This is a genomic window from Rickettsia endosymbiont of Ixodes pacificus (assembly GCF_000965155.1).
GTDB lineage: Bacteria > Pseudomonadota > Alphaproteobacteria > Rickettsiales > Rickettsiaceae > Rickettsia > Rickettsia tamurae.
Window position 1 is genome coordinate 1425551 of record NZ_LAOP01000001.1, and the last position, 19021, is coordinate 1444571.

Here is a 19021-nt window from a genome sequence, read left to right on the forward strand (position 1 = left end):
GAGGAAAAACTGTAAGTTTTGACAAAGCAAGGAAGAAAAAAATTCTGTAAATCAGAATTTTTTATTATTTCTTCTAGATTGCCACGCAGCCTACGTCTGCTTGCAATGACGACTCATTATCCCGCAACAATGACATCCTGAACATTCGTACAATACAGCTTAAGTAATTTATAAACCGTATTTAGTCCAACTTTTAATCATTTTTCTTTACTTGATTAAAATTTAGTTCTATTGGAGTTGCTTTACCAAATATTGAAACTGAAACTTTTAACCTATTTTTTTCTTGATCTATTTCTTCTACTGTACCCATGAAAGTTTCAAAAGGACCATCTGTAACAGCCACTATTTCACCAACTTCATACAATTTAGAATTCTTTGCTTCTTTAGCTTCTGCTTCCAAATTATTAAAAATATTTTGTATTTCACTTTCTGTAAGAGCTTTTGGCGTGGTTTTGCTTCCTAAAAAGCCGGTTACTCCAGATATATTTTTCACTAAATGCCAAGATTTATCAGTCATATTCATCTTTATCAAGATATAACTCGGCATTAGTTTTTTTTCTACCTTGACATTTTTACCACGTTTAACTTCAGAAACTCCAAAAACAGGTATTAATATATCTTCAAAAAAATCTGTCATTTTCTGTTTAGCGATTTTTCTAAGCATATCTTCTTTAATGCGTTTCTCTGCTCCTGATGCCGTATGTACCACATACCACTGCTTTACATTTTTTTTAGAAGAAGGCAATATATTATCTATACTCTGTTCTATCACAAATTTATTCCTTATACTACTATTTGCCGATATTAAGCAAAAGCTGCATTATGTTATGTATACTATAATCAAGTACCAAACAAATTAGGCTAAAAATAAAAACTGCTACTACCACTACTAATGTTGAAGCAACAAGCTCTTTTCTAGTTGGCCAAACTACCTTATAAGTTTCTTGTTTAACTTGTTCAAAAAACTTATAAATTTTATATTCTTTAAACATATTTTTGTTAGGTAATTTATTAGACTTCTTACAAAATTCTACTTCTAGAGGCAATTGAGACGATGATCCAGCACTGGGATTCTCACGTACTAGTATGTACGCTGCGATTTGAGGTGAAGTATATCTTTCAAATTTCTCTCTATAAGCGAATTTTGTAAAAATTCTATATTTTATAGCAAAAAAGCTCTAAATCTATAATGGCAGGAGCGACAGGCATCGAACCCGCAACCTCCGGTTTTGGAGACCGGTGCTCTACCAATTGAGCTACACTCCTATCATATTTTTAATAAAAAATCAATAAATTTATTTAAAATATTTGTTATTATTAAAAAATTACTATAATAATCGGTACTTCTAATTTATAAGCTGTCACAGTAAAACAACATCTACTTTTGCAAGACATGACATTAATTATATCTAATTAGATCCATCAATTATTTTTTAGCTTTAATAATATCAGCTACCTGACTCGGCACTTGATCATAATGAGAAAATATCATACTAAACTGAGCTCTACCTTGAGATAAAGACCTAAGCGTATTAACATACCCAAACATTTCCGCTAAAGGAACATTCGCAGTAACTACTTGAGCATTCCCTCTTGGATCCATGCTTTGAATTTGCCCTCTACGACTATTTAAATCGCCTATAATATCACCCATATATTCATCAGGAGTGATAACTTCAACTTTCATAATCGGCTCAAGTAATTTAGGATTACCTTTCGGCATTCCTTCTCTAAAGGCTGCCTTTGCAGCAATTTCAAACGCAAGTACACTAGAATCTACATCATGAAACGCACCGTCAACTAAAGTCGCTTTAAAATCAATCATAGGATAACCGGCAATAACACCGGTTTCTCTAATATTATTTAAACCTTTTTCAACACCTGGTATATATTCTTTAGGCACGGCACCGCCGACGATTTTACTTTCAAAGACAAAAGTTTTATTTTTATCTTCATCTTTTAGATCTTTTACCTCTTTTAGAGGCTCAAAAATAATTTTTACACGAGCAAATTGTCCTGCACCGCCGGATTGTTTCTTATGGGTATAATCAATTTCGCAAGCTTTTGTTATAGTTTCACGATATGCTACTTGAGGAGCTCCGATATTTGCTTCAACCTTAAACTCTCTTCTCATACGATCAATGATAATTTCTAAATGGAGTTCTCCCATTCCTTTTATCACTGTTTGTCCTGTTTCATGATCAGTTGAAACTCTAAATGATGGATCTTCTGCTGCTAAACGAGAAAGTGCTAAGCCCATTTTTTCTTGATCGGCTGTTGATTTAGGTTCTACCGCAAGCTCAATTACCGGCTCCGGAAATTCCATTCTTTCTAAGATTACTTGCTTATCAATATCGGATAATGTATCACCGGTGGTAGTATCTTTAAGACCTGCTAAAGCTACTATATCACCTGCTGATGCTTCTTTTACGTCTTCACGATTATTAGCATGCATTAATAGCATTCTACCGATTTTTTCTCTTTTATTCTTTACGGTATTAATAACAGTTGTTCCTGAAGTAATTTTACCTGAATATATTCTAATAAAAGTTAATGAACCAACAAACGGGTCATTCATAATTTTAAATGCTAAAGCTGCAAAAGGCTCAGTTACCGAAATAGGGTAATCTTTTTCTTCACCGGTACTTACTTCCATACCTTTTACTATACCTATATCAATAGGCGAAGGTAGGAAATCTACTACGGCATCAAGTAAAGGCTGTACTCCCTTATTTTTAAAAGCACTACCGCATAAAACCGGATAAAATGCTGCTGAAATAGTACCTTTTCTGATTAATCTTTTAATCTCTTCTTCTGTTACTTCTTCACCTGATAAATATTTTTCCATAACATGATCATCTAACTCAACAACCATATCAAGTAATTTAGCACGATATTCTTCAGCTTTATCTTTCATATCGGCAGGTATATCTTCTTCAAAATACTCAGCTCCAAGTGATTCATCTTTCCAAATCACTGCTTTCATTTTGACAAGATCAATTATACCTTTAAAATTTTCTTCAATCCCTACAGGCGACTGAATAACAAGCGGTTTTGCTCCTAAACGATCTTTGATCATTTCAACGCATCTATAAAAATCTGCTCCCATTCTGTCCATTTTATTGACAAAACACATTCTAGGAACATTATATTTATCTGCTTGCCTCCAAACCGTTTCTGACTGCGGTTCAACACCTGCTACACCGTCAAATACTGCAACCGCACCGTCAAGAACACGAAGCGAACGCTCTACTTCGATAGTAAAGTCAACGTGCCCAGGAGTATCAATAATATTAATTATTTTATCTTGCCATCTACAAGTAGTAGCAGCTGAGGTAATGGTTATACCGCGTTCTTGCTCTTGTTCCATCCAGTCCATGGTAGCACCGCCCTCATGAACTTCACCTATTTTATGCGATTTACCAGTATAATATAAAATACGTTCGGTAGTTGTGGTTTTACCGGCATCAATGTGAGCACATATACCGATATTACGAATATGCTCAAGTTTATTTATTTTACTCATTATACCCTACCTTATTTCATTTTTTTAGGGCTAAAATGAGAGAAAGCTTTATTAGCTTCAGCCATTTTATGAGTATCTTCTTTCTTCTTAATGGCGACGCCTCTATTATTAGAAGCTTCAAACAGCTCTTCGGCAAGTTTATCAATCATCATTTTTTCAGAACGTTTTGACGCAGCATTAATAATCCAACGGCTAGCAAGAGCATATCCTCTTCTTTCATCAACATGCGTCGGAACTTGATAATTAGCTCCTCCAACCCTAACCGAAGTTACTTCTAAATGCGGCTTCACGTTATGCATAGCATTATTAAAGGTTTGATACGGATCAACTCTATGCTTCTTTTCAATTTTATTAAAGGCTGAATAAACAATTTTCTCTGCAAGGGCTTTCTTCCCTTCTTTCATAATATTATTGATAAATCTTGACAGTAAAATACTGTTATATTTCATATCAGGTAAAATTACTCGCTTTTCCGCGGCGTGACGACGTGACATTTTATTTTTTCTCTCTAACTAATAATTTATTTTTTTGTAACTGTAACTTGTTTACGAGGAGCACCGTAACGTGAACGACCTTGCTTACGTCCTTTAACTCCGGCAATATCATAAGCACCGAGTACGATATGATATTTCACCCCCGGAAGATCAGGAACCTGACCGCCTCTTACTAATACCTTATCATGCTCCTTTACACTATGCTTTTCACCAGGAATATATGCATTTACGGTTCTTTTATTACTTAAACGTACCGTTGCGATCTTACGAAGTGCAGAGTTAGGCTTTTTAGGGGTAACGGTTTTTACAACTAGGCAAACACCGCTTTTAAAAGGATTAGATTCTAAGGCAGGAGATTTGGTCTTACGAGTTTTTGACTTTCTCCCAAAACGTACTAATTGATTATATGTCGGCATTAAAAAAAATACTCCAAAAAAAACTTATATATACGATAATTAAAGGGTGGAAAAATACTTCCACCCTTTATTTTAAATCATTTCTAAATACAAATTATAAGAATTTGTAAATTACACTAAATTTAAATTATAATTACTTTTTCCATAAAAGCAAGTATGTTTTAATTAATAATCATTTTTTTCTCAATTATTTTTGCTATAAAGCTGATTAACATCACTAAAATATAATAACAGCACGCAGCAATAAGCATTGGAAAAAAATAATTATATGTTTCAATTGATACAATTTGTGCTCTACGCATTAAATCCATTTCTCCAAGCATAGAAATAATGGCTGATTCTTTAATCAAATTTACAAGCTCATTTACTAATGACGGAAAAATATTTTTAACTGCTTGCGGCAGGATTATATCTTTCATTATTAAAAACTTTGGAATAGCAAGAGCTTCAGCCGCTTCAAACTGCCCTTTATCAACCGCATTAATCCCCGCCCTGATTACTTCGGAAACATACGCTCCCGAATTAAGAGAAAAAGAAATAGCACCTGCCGTAAACACGCTAAATTTAACCACTATTATATACGGCGATGCAAAATAAATAATACTTAATTGAATTAATAAAGGAGTACCTCTGAAAATAGAAGTATAGAAATTTGCAAAAAACCTTAAAGCACGATTTTTATTTACCTTACAAATAGCGAGCAGCATCCCTATTACTAAACCGAATATAACGGCAATAACGCTATATTTTAAAGTTACCAAAGTTCCCTCTACAATAAAAAGGATTTTTGGATAGAATTTTGTTAAATACTCAAACATTTTTAATATATATTTTTTTCTTGTCATACCGCGGCTTGACCGCGGTATCTAGAAAAATAAGGATTTTTGGATCCCGCGATTAAATCGCGGGATGACATTAAAGGTTTCTAGATTCCTGCTTTCGCAGGAATGACATAAGAACATTAATTAATACACTCTTTTTGCCGGTGGAATTGCACTGATTTCATCGGTTAAAGTGGTTAATGTTACAGGTTTATAATCAAGAACTACTTTACCCGCTTCATCGATAGAGCTAAGAGTATGTTTCATCCAATCTCCATCATTACGATCAGGATAATCTTCACGTGCATGAGCTCCTCTGCTTTCTTTTCTTGCAGCTGCTGAATATACCGTAACCAAAGCTTGATCAAGTAGATTATCTAGTTCTAATGCTTCGACTAAATCACTATTCCAAATCAAAGATTTATCGTTAATTTTTATATCTTTATAGCCGCTTCTTATTTCGCTAATCATTCCTGCTCCTTCATCTAGTACCTCTTGAATTCTAAATACCGAAGCATGGCTTTGCATAGTTCTTTGCATTTTAAGCCTTAAATCTGCAACTAAAATATTACCGTTAGCGTGACGTATTTTATCGAATCTATTAATAACCTTTTCAAGGCTTTCTTCTTTTAAAGGCCTATGAGGACTCGCAGGCTTAATAAGCTCTACCGCTTTTAATGCAGAGCTTCTACCGAACACTACTAAATCAAGCAAAGAATTTGACCCTAACCTATTAGCACCGTGTACCGATACGCAAGCCGCTTCACCGATTGCCATGAGTCCCTTTACTACGCTATTATGATTCGTACCGTCTTTGATTATGACTTGACCGTGGTAATTAGTCGGTATCCCGCCCATATTATAATGTACCGTAGGAAGTACCGGTATCGGCTCCTTAGTGACATCCACACCGGCAAAAATTTTAGCCGTCTCAGAGATACCGGGCAAACGGCTATGTAAAATTTCAGGCGATAAATGATTTAAATGCAAAAATACATGATCTTTATGCTCGCCGACTCCTCGCCCTTCACGAATCTCGATGGTCATTGCTCTTGAAACTACGTCTCTTGAAGCTAAATCCTTTGCAGCAGGAGCGTAACGCTCCATAAAACGCTCTCCGTTTGCATTAACGAGATATCCCCCTTCACCTCTTGCTCCCTCGGTAATAAGGCAGCCCGCCGAATATATACCGGTCGGATGGAACTGTACAAACTCCATATCTTGCAGTGGAAGACCGGCTCTAATCGCCATACCGCCCCCGTCACCCGTACAAGTGTGAGCAGACGTCGCCGAAAAATAAGCACGCCCGTATCCGCCCGTTGCAAGCACTACATTATGAGCTCTAAAACAATGCAGACTACCATCATCTAAATTCCACGCAACTACACCTCTACATTCACCATCTTCCATAAATAAATCAATAGCAAAATACTCAACAAAAAACTGCACTTTATGTTTTAGTGACTGTTGATATAAAGTGTGAAGTATGGCATGCCCCGTACGATCTGCCGCAGCACATGTACGCTGAGCTGCTTTTCCTTTACCATACTCCGTAGTCATACCGCCAAAAGGACGCTGATAAATTTTTCCTTCTTCGGTTCTTGAAAAAGGTACACCGCAATGCTCAAGCTCTAAAATCGCATCGGGAGCGTTTTTGCACATATACTCGATGGCATCCTGATCGCCTAACCAATCAGAACCTTTTACCGTATCATACATATGCCAACGCCAATCATCTTCGCCCATATTCCCAAGAGCCGCACTAATTCCGCCCTGAGCAGCCACAGTATGACTACGGGTTGGAAATAGCTTAGTTATACAGGCGGTATTTAGCCCTTCTTTAGCCATACCGAATGCAGAACGAAGACCTGCTCCGCCCGCACCTACAACTACTACGTCAAATTTATGATGAATGATATTATATGCTTTGGTCATTAAATTAATTTTTTACTATTTTGATACGTGAATTGTCTACCCCTGTCACCCCGTGGCTTGACCACGGGGTCCAGTAATTCAATACACAATAATGCTATAAATTGTTTTCTGGATACCGCGGTCAAGCCGCGGTATGACAATTTTATCCCCTATAAAACATCGCTACTACAAAAGCTGCAATAGTCACAATGCAAAATAATTGCACTATTATAATCAATGTATTACGTAATTTGTGACAACTTACATAATCCTCAATCACTACACGCATACCAAGCATTGCATGATATAACGAAATAGCCACCGTAATTAACAATGCTATTACGTTAAAAGGCTTTTTAAGCTCCCACATAATAATATTTATGTCATTATTTTTGTTGGTTAACGTAAAATATATTAACCATATAGAACATAAAGCTAATATAATCCCCGTTGCTCTTTGCAATAACCAATGATGAGAACCACTTTTAGCAGAACCGCTATTTTTTGCTTTTACAATTTCTGCTTTAAAATCATATACCATTAATTTTCTCTAAACATATTTTTTTCGTTAAGTTGTCATACCGCGACTTGATCGCGGTATCCAAAAAAACTTATTACTACTAAAGCATAATTTATTTTAAAAAATCTTCATATAAATCATGCCAACTTGGATTACTAGAGTTAATTAAATCTAGCTTCCATTTCCTCTTGTATTCCTTTAGACGTTTTTCACGTCCAATTGCAAGATTAACATCATTAAATTGTTCAAAATAAACTAGTTTATCTATATCGTATTTTGTAGTAAAACCTTTTCTTATCTTCTGCTTATGTTGCCAAATACGTTTTATAATATCTGAAGTAACGCCTATATAGAGTACCGTTACATTTATTAGAAAGTATATAAACATAATATTCTTTCATTTTATTAAGTTATTTTTTGGATACCGCGATCAAGTCGCGGTATGACACCGAAGACTATTTATATTTTTATACCCATAGCAACATAGTTAATAATATAGAACATACAACTACACACCAACCGGTGATATTAACTGCTTTTATAGAAAAACCGTAACCAATATCCCAAAATAAATGCCTAATGCCGTTACATAAATGATAAAACCAAGCGTAACTAGCAGCTACTAAGCATATTTTTATAATGCAGCAATTAGCAAGTTGTAAATAATTATTGTCATATTTACTAAGGATCAACCACCATGCCAAAATCGATACTGCAAAAAATAGAGCTACACCGGTCATACGATGCAAAATCGACAAAGTAGAACTTATTTGCGGCTTATATATAGTTAAATGCGGCGAAGTTGGACGCTTATTATAAATTTCTTGTTTGGTTTTAGTCATAGCTATTTAATATAATAAAAAATTAAACTTCGTCTGCAACCAATGTCTGCGGGTGATAAATCATCTGCTACTGCTCTCCTATCATCAAAGACGAAACATTCACCTTGCCATAAATTATTCTTGTTTTGTGTATCTTCTAAATACTGCAATATACCGCCTTTTAGATGATATACTTCATCATAACCTATGCTTTTAAGTAAGCTGGTGGATTTTCACACCTAATACCACCTGTACAAACCATAGCAATTTTCTTACCTTTGAGCAATTCTTGATTCTGCTGAACCCAAGCAGGAAATTGTTTAAATGTTTTGGTATTAGGATTAATTGCTGATTTAAATGTACCGACCTCTACTTCATAATCATTACGAGTATCTATTACTATAACATCTTGTTTTGTGATAAATTCATCCCAATCTTTCGGCTCTATATATTCGCCTTTAAACAAATCAACATTCAAATCTTCAACATTCATCGCTACAATCTCTTTCTTAAGCCTTACTTTCAGCTTCTGAAAAGGATGAACATCACTATAATTTATTTTAACGTTAACATCTTTGGGGCCGGTTAGCTTTATTAGTTCTTCAAGTACAAGATTTACATTTTCATATGAACCTGAAAAAGAACCGTTAAAACCTTCATTAGCTAATAAAATAGTACCTCTAACATATTTTTTACCGATAAGCAAAAGCTTTGGTATTAAATTCGCCGGCTCTTTCTATATTAACAAAACTATATGCACTTAAAATTGCTATTTTTTCATTCATAATTATTTAGGTGTCATACCGTGGCTTGACCACGGTATGACATTTTCACAGCACCGATAACGGCACGAACACACTTGTATCGCCCCTTTCAATCAAGAGCAAAATATTTTGCTTATCTGATTTTAGCATTTTCATATAATTCTTCTAGCTTACTTATATCGTCTATGCTTTCCTGATTAATATTGGTTATAACTATTCCCATTTTATCTTGAGGAATAGTATATTTTTGTCTTAGTTCTTCAGTCAAATTACTAAAAGTAATATTATTTTCTTCTTTGTTTGTTATTTCTTCCTTATTGGTCTCTTCTTTTGGTAACCTCTTCATTATCCGAAGTAATTTTAATAGGTAATTCAAGCTCTTTTTTATCGCGAAGTATTTTTACTTTTACTTCCTGATCAATAGGAGCATCTGCAATAATTACACGTAATTTTTTAGTATTTTTAACCGGTATATCTGCAAAGTCTATTATTATATCACCTGTTTTAATTCCTGCTTTATCACCTGGACCGTCTTCTTGTACTTTAGCTACTAACACCCCCCTAGTATCTTTAAGTCCTAGCCCTTCAGAAATTTCCTCGGTTAAATCTTGTATTGTTACTCCAAGGCGTCCTCTACTTACTTTTCCATCTTTCTTAAGACGTTCGATTATAGGCTTTGCAGTATTTGACGGTATTGCAAAACCGATACCTATATTAGTACCGAGCGGTGAAAAAATTGCCGTATTTACGCCAATTACTTTCTGATCCAAATTAAACATAGGACCACCGGAATTACCGTTATTAATTGCAGCATCCGTTTGAATAAAATTATCGACTATATTGTCCGTATCTATATCGATATCCCGCCCTTTAGAGGATATAATACCGCTTGTCACCGTACCTCCTAGATTACCGAACGGATTACCGATTGCAATAACCCAATCTCCTACTCTTGCATCATTTGAATCTCCAAACTCAACAAAAGGTAGAGGTTCCTCGCTATCTATTTTTAAGAGAGCTAAATCGGTTTTAGTATCGCTACCTATTAATTTAGCCGATAATTCGGTATTATCTGCAAGTTTTATATTAATTTTCTCAACATTTGCAATTACATGATAGTTTGTCACTATTAAGCCGTTAGGTTCAATAATAAATCCTGAACCAAGCGGAACGCTTTTAGGAGTTTGATCAACCTCTTCTAAATTCAGCGGTATATTAAGCTTTTCTAAAAAATCATTAATGAAATCTAAAGGTTTTTTTTCTTGCAGAGGATCTTTCTCGGCATTTTCCGATTTACTATTAACATATTCTATTGTTGAAATATTAACGACTGCAGGAATTAACGGTTCAACTATATCGGCAAAGCTATAACGGGCGGCTTCACTTACTTTTAAAGGAGCAGAATTTATTTCCGTAAACTCATTCTCTTCTTGATCTGCTACTTTTAAATACTTATTATTTTCTTTTGCTAGAACAACGTTACTTGATATTAAAACTATTATAACAAGAACTATTTTCAGATTAACCATATACTCCAAGTAAATAAAAAGTAGTATACTCGTTTAATTTGGAAAAGAGCAAGGCGTTTTATACTTTTTGACCGCAGCGTAGTTAATCCTACGTAAGGATCAAAAAATATAAAACAACGTAGCCTTTCAAATTAAACGAGTATACTACTTAGTTAGATTTAGATATTTTAAAACTTCAGCATCCGGTGAAATTACAAAATTAGTATCCTCTTTCTTTAAAGAATTTTTATATACTAAAAGTGATCTATAAAATTTATAAAATTCCGGGTCGACTGAATAAGCAGAATTATATATTTTTGCCGCTTTCTCATCGCCGTCACCTTTAATAATTTGTGCATCTCGATAAGCTTTAGCAAGTATTATTTTACTTTCTTTATCTGCTTTTGAACGAATACGCACGCTTTCTTCTTGCCCTTCCGCTCTAATTTGGGTTGCTTCCTTTTCACGTGCCGTTTGCATACGACGATAAATAGCCGCACTATTTTCTTTCGGTAAGTCTGCTCTTAAAATTCTAACATCTACAACGTCAATACCAAAGCTTTTAGCTTCTCCGTCCACTTGATTTAAGATATTTAACATTACGTTACTACGTTCCTGACTTAAAAGGCTACTTAGCGAGATTTTACCTATCACCTTACGCATTGACGATTCAAGATTACGAGTTAACCTAATTTTCACGCCTTGATAATCATGTACCGTTTTATAAAACATTACGGGATTATTAATTTGAAATTTGGCGTAAGAATCAACAATAACTCGCTTACCGTCAGCAGCCGTTAATTCTTTTGCCTCAACCTCAACATCTAAAAGACGCTTATCAAAAAATTCAACATTTTGAATAAACGGGATTTTAATATTTAGCCCTGGATTTTCTATAGTTCTAACTGCCTCACCAAACTGGAATACTACAGCAGATTGGCGTTGGTCAACTGAAAATAAGGAGCTAGAAATCAGTATCAGCCCAAAAACAATTGTAAAAATTATATAATAAATCTTTTGTTGCATTTAATATTCCTTGTTGTTTTTTTGTATTCTATGCTGTTATAATGTCATCCCGCGACTTGATCGCGGGATCCAGCCTTTTTTAATTTTTTCTGGATACCGTGGTCAAGCCACGGTATGACAAAAGTGGATTCCCGCTTTCGCGGGAATGACATAGTACCCTACGGTTTTATGGCCATGTGCGGCAGTAGTGCATTATTAATAATCGTTTTATTTGAACCGCCTAATATCTCTTCGACTACTTCTAAATATAATCTATCTCTAGTTACTTGCCTATCTGTAGCATATTGTTTATAAATAGCATTAAATCTTTGGCTATAACCTTCTGCTTTTGATATAACTTCTTCTCTATAACCTTCTGCTTCTTGTATAATCTTTGCAGCTGCTCCTCTAGCTTCCGGTAAAATCTTATTATTATAGGCTTGAGCTTGATTTATTTCTTTCTCTTTATCTGCTTTTGAAGTTTGCACGTCTCTATAAGCGTCTATTACTTCGGCAGGCGGCTCGGCTTTTAATAATTGTACTTTCTCAATCATCACACCAGCATTGTAACTATTCAGTATCTTCTGGGCTAATTTTTCTATTTTATAAGTAATTTCTTGCTTTCGATCGGATAATACCCAAGAAATAGGAGTATTGCCTATTACTTCCCTAACGGCACTTTCTACTGTTGCTTTTACTGTTTCTTCAGGTCTTTGTACATTAAAAATAAAATCTTCAAGATTATTAATATGCCACATTACGTCACAATTTAAAGCAACGATATTTTCATCACCGGTAAGCATTATACTTTCACCGGCAATATTTTTAGTATTATCGCCACCGCTACGCAGAGAGCTATTTGTACGATAACCAATCTCAATCCGGCGTGATTGCTTCACTTTCTCAACTATTATCTTTTCAAAAGGAGCCGGTAAATGATAATTAAGCCCGGGGTAACCCTTACGCACAAAACGCCCAAACCTTATTACTGCTGCTTCTTCACCTTCTTTTATTTCATAAATACCCGAAGCAAACCATAAAGCAACCATCGCAACAACAGCTAAAATTATTGTTTTAGCATTGAAATTAAACTGGAATTGAAATTTATCAAAATTAAATTGATTTTTACGCGGTCTTGTGAATATGTTATCTTCTTTATTAGAATCAAAATCTTTCCATGGGGATTTTTTTAAAATCGAGATATATTTTTTATTAAGCATTTGCTTTGTTGTTTTATATTATTTTAAAATACTTCTTGTAAAATTCGCTTATAGAGAGGAATTTGAAGGAAACACGAAACGCAGCACCGCAGCGTACAAAAAAGTACGTGAGGATGTGAGTACCGGATTGACGTACAAATTACCTCTAGAAGTAGAATTTTACAAAAAGTATGAGGATATTTAAGTGATTATATATATTATAGTATATAACGTCAAGTTACAAACTTAAACAGCTTTAAAAAGGAAATTTAATTATGGCGAATTTACACCAACGACAAATTATAGATAAAATTCAGAATATTACCTTTAAAGACGGTACTTTTTTAAATGAAGTTATATCGGATATTATAATTAAGGGGAATAATATCGGTTTCTCCATAGATATATCAGGTAAAAACAAGTTAGAAGCCGAGGAAATTAGACTTAAGGCAATTAATAAACTTAACGAGATTTCGGAAGTAAATAAAATAACAATTGTTTTCACCGAAAGTAAACCGATGGAGAAAAAAGTTCAAAAACCAAAACATTTTATAGAAAACGTAAAAAAAATTATCTTAGTAGCGTCAGGCAAAGGCGGAGTCGGAAAATCTACAATATCAGCTCTTATTGCTCAGCAGTTAAGTCTAGAAAATTACCGAGTCGGAATAGTAGATGCGGATATTTACGGTCCGTCAATTCCGCATATATTCGGCATTAACGAAGTACCGAAAACGAAAGATGGACGAATAATACCGGTACTTGCTCAAAGCATCGAAATTATGTCTATAGGCTTCTTCGTTAAAGACCACTCGGCAATTATTTGGCGTGGTCCTATGGCGAGCAAAACTATCTATCAATTATTATCGGTAACAAAATGGGATAATTTAGATTATCTAATTATCGATATGCCGCCGGGGATAGGTGATATTCATTTAAGTATGCTAGAAAATTATCATTTAGACGGCGTAATAATCGTAACTACGCCGCAAAAAATATCAGAAATAGACGTAATACGTTCTATAGATTTATATCAAAAACTAAATTTACCTATTTTGGGAATAATTGAGAATATGAGCTATATGCTTAAAAATAATAGCGGCGGGTATTTATCGCAAAAATATAATATACCACTAATCGCTCAAATCCCGATCACACCGCAAATAGCCGATGCTTGCGATAAATCACTGCCTCTAACAAACTTATTAACATTACCTTTAGAGAAGTATTTACGATGAAAATACACGTATTGGCAGATGATAGAACAGGCAACACCCATCAGGCTATTGCACTTGCTGAAAAATTAACAGAAGAATATACCACAATTAAGCTTGAATATAATTGCTTAACTAAGCTACCAAACTTTTTACTAAAATATTATCCTATTCATATAAAAAGTGAGCTATTGCAAGATATTATGGCAAAGCCTTTACCTGATATGATAATTACCGCTGGAAGAAGAACGACAGTACTAGCATTTTATTTAAAAAAGAAATTTAAAGATATCAAGTTAATACAAATAATGCAGCCCTCTTTACCTTATGATGCATTTGATGCCGTCATTCTGCCTTATCATGATTTAAGTAATAGCCAAAATGTCATACCGTGGCTTGACCACGGTATCCAAAAAAAAATTAAAGAAGACTGGATTCCGCGATCAAGTCGCGAAATGACAATCATCCCCATCAATGGAGCCATCAACAACATAACCGATAAGTTTGCTGCTGCGAATCTAGAACTGCAAAAACATTATCCTAATCTTAAACAGTTTATTACAGTGATAATCGGTGGGAATAATAAAAAATTTAATTTCAATGAAGATGAAGCAGTTTTATTTTCTTCATTATTAAATAAAATATATACTAATCAACAAATACCTTTTCTCATTAGTTTTAGTAGACGTACACCACAAACTGTAAAATCAATTATTAAAAATAATATGCCGTCTTCCACAATTATTTATGACCCGAACGAAGACGCAGGCTATAATCCTTATATAGCTATGCTCGCCAAAGCAAAATATATAATCTCTACGGCCGACTCAATCTCAATGTGCAGTGAAGCAGCTTCAAGCGGTAAACCTCTTTATATATTCTGCCCACCAAACTTTAATTCTTCAAAGCATAAGATTTTTATAAAGCAGTTAGTAGAACAGAAGATAGCAAGAATTTTTGATAAGTCGGTTATTGCTCTAGAAGAATATAGCTACAAACCCTTAAATGAAGCAGAAAGAGTAGCTGAAATTATTAAATCTTTAGAGGTTTAACGATTTTATGATACCTTGCAGCGTTTGGACTTCAGGGGAAGAGAGACTATTTATACGTGTAAATATATTAGTGATATTTTGTTGCATAGCAGGTTTTTTGTCGGGAGCCTTGAAGAATCCGGCTTTATCGAGTTTGCCGAATAAATTTACTAAAAAATGCTCTATTTCTTCTTTAGTAGCTAATTTTTGAATGTTATGTACATCCTCTCTGGGCGTAGAATTACGAAATAACTCATAGCATATTATAATCACCGCTTGAGCAATATTTAGTGAGCTAAATTCAGTTGTGTTAATAGTGATAATCTTATTGGCAAGTGAAATCTCTTCATTGCTAAGCCCATTATTTTCCCGCCCGAACATTATCCCGACTTTTGCAGAATTTGGATAATCTAAAGGCAAATTTTGTGAAAATACATAATCTTTATTCATAGCCCTTTTAATGCAAGTAGTAGCATATAAATATTCGAGGTCTTTAATGCTATCCTCAAGGCTATCATAAACTTTTGCATTATCTATAATATTAACCGCTCCGACTGCATTACTACGTGCTTGCTCATTAGGCCAGCCGTCTCTTGGAGCTACGATTCTAAGCTCATTTAAACCAAAATTCTTTATTGCTCTTGCAGTAGCACCGATATTCTCACCCATTTGCGGGGCAACTAATATTATTATTGGATTCATTTTAATAATTTTTTGTAACTAAACAGGTATAGGCAATCGCTACGGCGTCAGCTTCATCGGAATTGGTAATTAAGGAAGTGCCAGGCAGCAAAAGCTTTATCATATGCAAAATTTGGTCTTTCTCTGCATGCCCATATCCTGTTACGGTTTTTTTTACCGTATTCGGCTTAAATTCTCGTAAGCCCAAATTATATCTACCGATCAGCGACATTATCGCCCCTCTAGCATATCCAAGTTTTAAAGAAGTCACGCTATTAGTATTAACAAATGTTTCTTCAATCGCTGCCATATTTGGTTGATATTCTAATATTACTTTTTCTAATGTACTATTAATAAAAGCAAGTCTATGATGAATTTCATCCTTACTATTTGTTTTAATAATACCGCTAGCTAAATATTTCAACTTTGCGGTCTCTTTTGCAACTACTGCCCATCCAAGACTACCAAGTGCCGGATCAATCCCAAGTACTATCACGATTACATATACCGTGTCACTCCGTGGCTTGACCACGGGGGCCATAAAATAATTTTAAAAATACTGGACCCCGTGGTCAAGCCACAGGGTGACAGCTTTATATCTTCATATATTGATAAAATTCTTGATTATTTTCCCACAGCTCACGCACCTTAACGAACAAAAATAAATGAACAGGAGATCCAAAAAACCTCTCCATTTGCATTCGGGATTTTGCTCCTATCTCTTTAATTTTAGAACCGTTTTTACCGAGTATTATAGTTTTGTAACTCTCTCTTGAGACTACTATAACTTGATTAATCTTTACGGATTTGTCTTTAAGCTCTTCCCACTTTTCGGTTTGTACGGTTAATTTATAAGGGAGTTCTTGCTGCAAATTTAAAAATAACTGCTCTCTTGTAATTTCTGCTGCAATAAAACGCATAGGTAAATCCGTTATGTCGTCTTCTGCATAAAGCCAAGGAGAAATTTTTGCCTTACTTGTTATATATTCAAGTAATCCATCAATATTTTTGCCCGATAAAGCAGATATAGGAAAAAGCAAGCTATCAGGATGATTTCCCGTTAAAAAAGCTTTAATGTCATTTAGATATTTTGATTCGATGTCTATTTTGTTCAATAAAAATATCGGAACAATATTAAGTGAGCAAAGCTTATCTAAAATATTATGCGTTACATCATCAAACGGTTTTAAACTATCAATAATTAACAAAACTAAATCCGCACTATGCAAACTAGACCACGCACATCTGACCATCGCCTTCTCAAGCGTTCCTTTCGGCTCAAATATACCGGGCGTATCGTATAAAATTACCTGCGTATCTTTTAAGGTAATAATACCGGTAATAATTGACCTAGTCGTTTGAACTTTTGGGGTAACGATTGAAAGCTTCTCACCGATTATTCTGTTTAACAAAGTCGACTTCCCGCTATTTGGTCGTCCGATTATACAAACCGATACCGTTTTCTGATTAGACATCTTCCCAAACTTCGCTTCTAGAGGTAATTTAGACGTCGATCCAGTACTCGCATCCTCACGTACTAGTGTGTACGCTGCGGTGCTGCATTCCGTGTCTCCTTTAAATTCCTCTCTATAAGTTGGTTTGGGAAGATGTCTATTAGTCATTTTAAGTCTATACAATAAGCTTCGTGCTGCGTTTTTCTCTGCTTCTTTTATCGAGTGACCAGTGCCTGTTTGTTCATAATCTTTTACTTTTACAAGAACCGTAAAAGTCGATGAATGGGCGGCTCCTTCTCTTTTTATCAGACGGTATATAGGTAGGTGATGATCACTAGCTTGAGCCCATTCTTGTAAAGCAGTTTTTGGGTCATAATCCGTTAAATTCTGAACTTTTATAAATTCTTCCCATAATTTCCCGATAATATTATGGGTTGTTTCAATATTACTATCAAGATATATAGCTGCAATCAAAGCTTCCGTAGCATTTTCTATATTATTAGGATTATCACGCCCGCCTACTACTTTTTCCCCATGAGTCATAATTATATAATCTTTTAAAGCAAGCTTAGCCCCAACCATACATATTGTTTCTTTGCAAACTAAATATGATCTAATTTTAGCTAAATTTCCCTCATTATAATTTGCAAAATTCTTAAATAAAATTTCCGTGATTACTAAATTTAATACGGCATCACCTAGAAACTCTAATCGTTCATAATCTTTATTATCCTTGTACTCGTGATGCTGCCTTAAAGACGGGTGACTCAACGCCTCTATTAAAAGCTCTTTATTTTTGAAACTATAGCTAAGTAGCTTTTCTAACTTCTCAAATGATTCCATTACTCATCCGTGTTATAAAGATTTCTGAAAATTTGATTTAACCTAACAGATTCAATCCATGGCTTTAACTTTAGTACTAGATTAATAACTCCTATATCATTATCCCACCAAGTTATTTTTGTTGAGAACCAAATAAATTGTGCTTTAGCAATAAAATTTTCAAACGGTACAAATCCAAGATTTACTCTACTATCATTTGACTGATCTCTATTATCCCCTAAAAAGAAATATTTCCCTTCAGGTACATAAAAAACATCCGTATTACCGTATCTATCATTATATATAACGCCAAAAATAGGAGCAAGCTTATAAGAAAAATATGTTCTACCGTTTGGCAGTGTTTCTTTAAACTTCAAATATTTTATTCCCTCTTCGCTTATATAAGTTCCAACTTCCGTGCGTTCTATTTTTTTATCGTTAATATATATTACATCATCAATCAATTGAATTTTATCGCCGGGTAGCCCTATTAAACGCTTTATATATCTAACACTCATATCGTTAGGCGGACGAAAAACTACAATATCGCCACGCTCCGGTTCACGAGCAAATATTCGCCCTTTAAAAAGAGGAATAAAATCAAAAAAAGATAAAGAATAATTACTATAACCATAACTATATTTCGTAGAAAATATATAGTCATTCTCAAGTATGGTTGCCTTCATAGAACCGGTCGGAACGGTAAACGGCTCCATAATAAGTATTCTAATAAGTAAAGCGATGCATATTACAAAAGCAAAAGACCCCCACTCTTGCTTAGCTGTTTTATTAGTGTTTGATTTTGTATTATCTGTTTGCATAATCTCTTAATTA

General features: G+C 34.5%; 17 protein-coding genes, 1 tRNA gene and 5 pseudogenes. 3 read left to right on the forward strand and 20 right to left on the reverse strand.

Annotation, left to right across the window (positions count from 1 at the left end; translation table 11 throughout):
* Positions 1-193: 193 nt before the first annotated feature.
* The 15 genes and pseudogenes from nusG to hflK form a co-directional block, all read right to left on the reverse strand.
* Positions 194-772, reverse strand: a complete 579-nt coding sequence (gene nusG / locus REIP_RS07560; RefSeq protein WP_045804207.1) for a transcription termination/antitermination protein NusG — start codon at positions 770-772, stop codon at positions 194-196.
* Positions 773-791: 19 nt separating this feature from the next.
* On the reverse strand, positions 792-992 hold the full coding sequence (gene secE, locus REIP_RS10165) for a preprotein translocase subunit SecE (RefSeq protein ID WP_004996644.1): 201 nt from the start codon (positions 990-992) through the stop codon (positions 792-794).
* A gap of 198 nt (positions 993-1190) precedes the next feature.
* Positions 1191-1266, reverse strand: a tRNA-Trp gene (locus REIP_RS07570).
* A 160-nt stretch (positions 1267-1426) separates the two neighbouring features.
* A complete protein-coding gene (gene fusA, locus REIP_RS07575) occupies positions 1427-3526 on the reverse strand; it encodes an elongation factor G (protein WP_023507506.1) in 2100 nt (699 codons plus the stop codon).
* Positions 3527-3537: 11 nt separating this feature from the next.
* Positions 3538-4020: a 30S ribosomal protein S7 gene (gene rpsG / locus REIP_RS07580; protein ID WP_004996646.1), complete on the reverse strand. Its 483-nt coding sequence runs from the start codon at positions 4018-4020 to the stop codon at positions 3538-3540.
* A gap of 26 nt (positions 4021-4046) precedes the next feature.
* A complete protein-coding gene (gene rpsL / locus REIP_RS07585) occupies positions 4047-4436 on the reverse strand; it encodes a 30S ribosomal protein S12 (RefSeq protein ID WP_045804208.1) in 390 nt (129 codons plus the stop codon).
* A gap of 161 nt (positions 4437-4597) precedes the next feature.
* Positions 4598-5254 carry an amino acid ABC transporter permease gene (locus tag REIP_RS07590; RefSeq protein WP_045804402.1) on the reverse strand — a complete coding sequence of 219 codons (657 nt, stop codon included), beginning with the start codon at positions 5252-5254 and terminating at the stop codon, positions 4598-4600.
* A gap of 147 nt (positions 5255-5401) precedes the next feature.
* Entirely contained in the window at positions 5402-7192 is a 1791-nt protein-coding gene (gene sdhA, locus REIP_RS07595; protein WP_045804209.1) for a succinate dehydrogenase flavoprotein subunit, read from the reverse strand.
* A gap of 142 nt (positions 7193-7334) precedes the next feature.
* On the reverse strand, positions 7335-7712 hold the full coding sequence (gene sdhD, locus REIP_RS07600; RefSeq protein WP_045804210.1) for a succinate dehydrogenase, hydrophobic membrane anchor protein: 378 nt from the start codon (positions 7710-7712) through the stop codon (positions 7335-7337).
* Between the two features lie 91 nt (positions 7713-7803).
* A pseudogene (locus REIP_RS07605) lies at positions 7804-8092 on the reverse strand (GIY-YIG nuclease family protein).
* Between the two features lie 66 nt (positions 8093-8158).
* Positions 8159-8533, reverse strand: coding sequence for a succinate dehydrogenase, cytochrome b556 subunit (gene sdhC, locus REIP_RS07610; RefSeq protein WP_008579663.1), 375 nt, complete (start codon positions 8531-8533; stop codon positions 8159-8161).
* 2 nt (positions 8534-8535) lie between these two features.
* Positions 8536-9297 (reverse strand): annotated as a pseudogene (locus tag REIP_RS07615) (rhodanese domain-containing protein).
* 45 nt (positions 9298-9342) lie between these two features.
* Positions 9343-10805: pseudogene (locus REIP_RS07620) on the reverse strand (Do family serine endopeptidase).
* Between the two features lie 144 nt (positions 10806-10949).
* Positions 10950-11810, reverse strand: a complete 861-nt coding sequence (gene hflC / locus REIP_RS07625; protein ID WP_045804211.1) for a protease modulator HflC — start codon at positions 11808-11810, stop codon at positions 10950-10952.
* A gap of 158 nt (positions 11811-11968) precedes the next feature.
* Entirely contained in the window at positions 11969-13009 is a 1041-nt protein-coding gene (gene hflK / locus REIP_RS07630; RefSeq protein ID WP_045804212.1) for an FtsH protease activity modulator HflK, read from the reverse strand.
* A gap of 34 nt (positions 13010-13043) precedes the next feature.
* Between hflK and REIP_RS12905 the strand changes: the two are divergent.
* The 3 genes and pseudogenes from REIP_RS12905 to REIP_RS07640 all read left to right on the forward strand — a co-directional run.
* Positions 13044-13184 (forward strand): annotated as a pseudogene (locus REIP_RS12905) (palindromic element RPE1 domain-containing protein); the annotation flags it as partial.
* Between the two features lie 79 nt (positions 13185-13263).
* Positions 13264-14223 carry an Mrp/NBP35 family ATP-binding protein gene (locus REIP_RS07635; protein ID WP_023507496.1) on the forward strand — a complete coding sequence of 320 codons (960 nt, stop codon included), beginning with the start codon at positions 13264-13266 and terminating at the stop codon, positions 14221-14223.
* Positions 14220-15251, forward strand: coding sequence for a mitochondrial fission ELM1 family protein (locus tag REIP_RS07640; protein WP_045804213.1), 1032 nt, complete (start codon positions 14220-14222; stop codon positions 15249-15251). The genes REIP_RS07635 and REIP_RS07640 overlap by 4 nt, the downstream gene beginning before the upstream one ends.
* Here REIP_RS07640 and REIP_RS07645 read toward each other — a convergent pair.
* From REIP_RS07645 to lepB, 5 genes and pseudogenes are all read right to left on the reverse strand, one after another.
* Positions 15240-15932, reverse strand: a complete 693-nt coding sequence (locus REIP_RS07645) for an RNA methyltransferase (RefSeq protein WP_045804214.1) — start codon at positions 15930-15932, stop codon at positions 15240-15242. The genes REIP_RS07640 and REIP_RS07645 overlap by 12 nt on opposite strands.
* A 1-nt stretch (position 15933) precedes the next feature.
* Positions 15934-16407 (reverse strand): crossover junction endodeoxyribonuclease RuvC, encoded by a 474-nt coding sequence (gene ruvC, locus REIP_RS07650; RefSeq protein ID WP_032139323.1) that lies wholly within the window; start codon positions 16405-16407, stop codon positions 15934-15936.
* A gap of 97 nt (positions 16408-16504) precedes the next feature.
* Positions 16505-17533, reverse strand: a complete 1029-nt coding sequence (gene era, locus REIP_RS12910; protein ID WP_231569350.1) for a GTPase Era — start codon at positions 17531-17533, stop codon at positions 16505-16507.
* Positions 17534-18208 (reverse strand): annotated as a pseudogene (rnc, locus tag REIP_RS12915) (ribonuclease III); the annotation flags it as partial.
* Positions 18208-19008 (reverse strand): signal peptidase I, encoded by an 801-nt coding sequence (gene lepB, locus REIP_RS07660; protein ID WP_008581015.1) that lies wholly within the window; start codon positions 19006-19008, stop codon positions 18208-18210. The pseudogene rnc and the gene lepB, both read right to left, overlap by 1 nt.
* Positions 19009-19021: the final 13 nt, after the last annotated feature.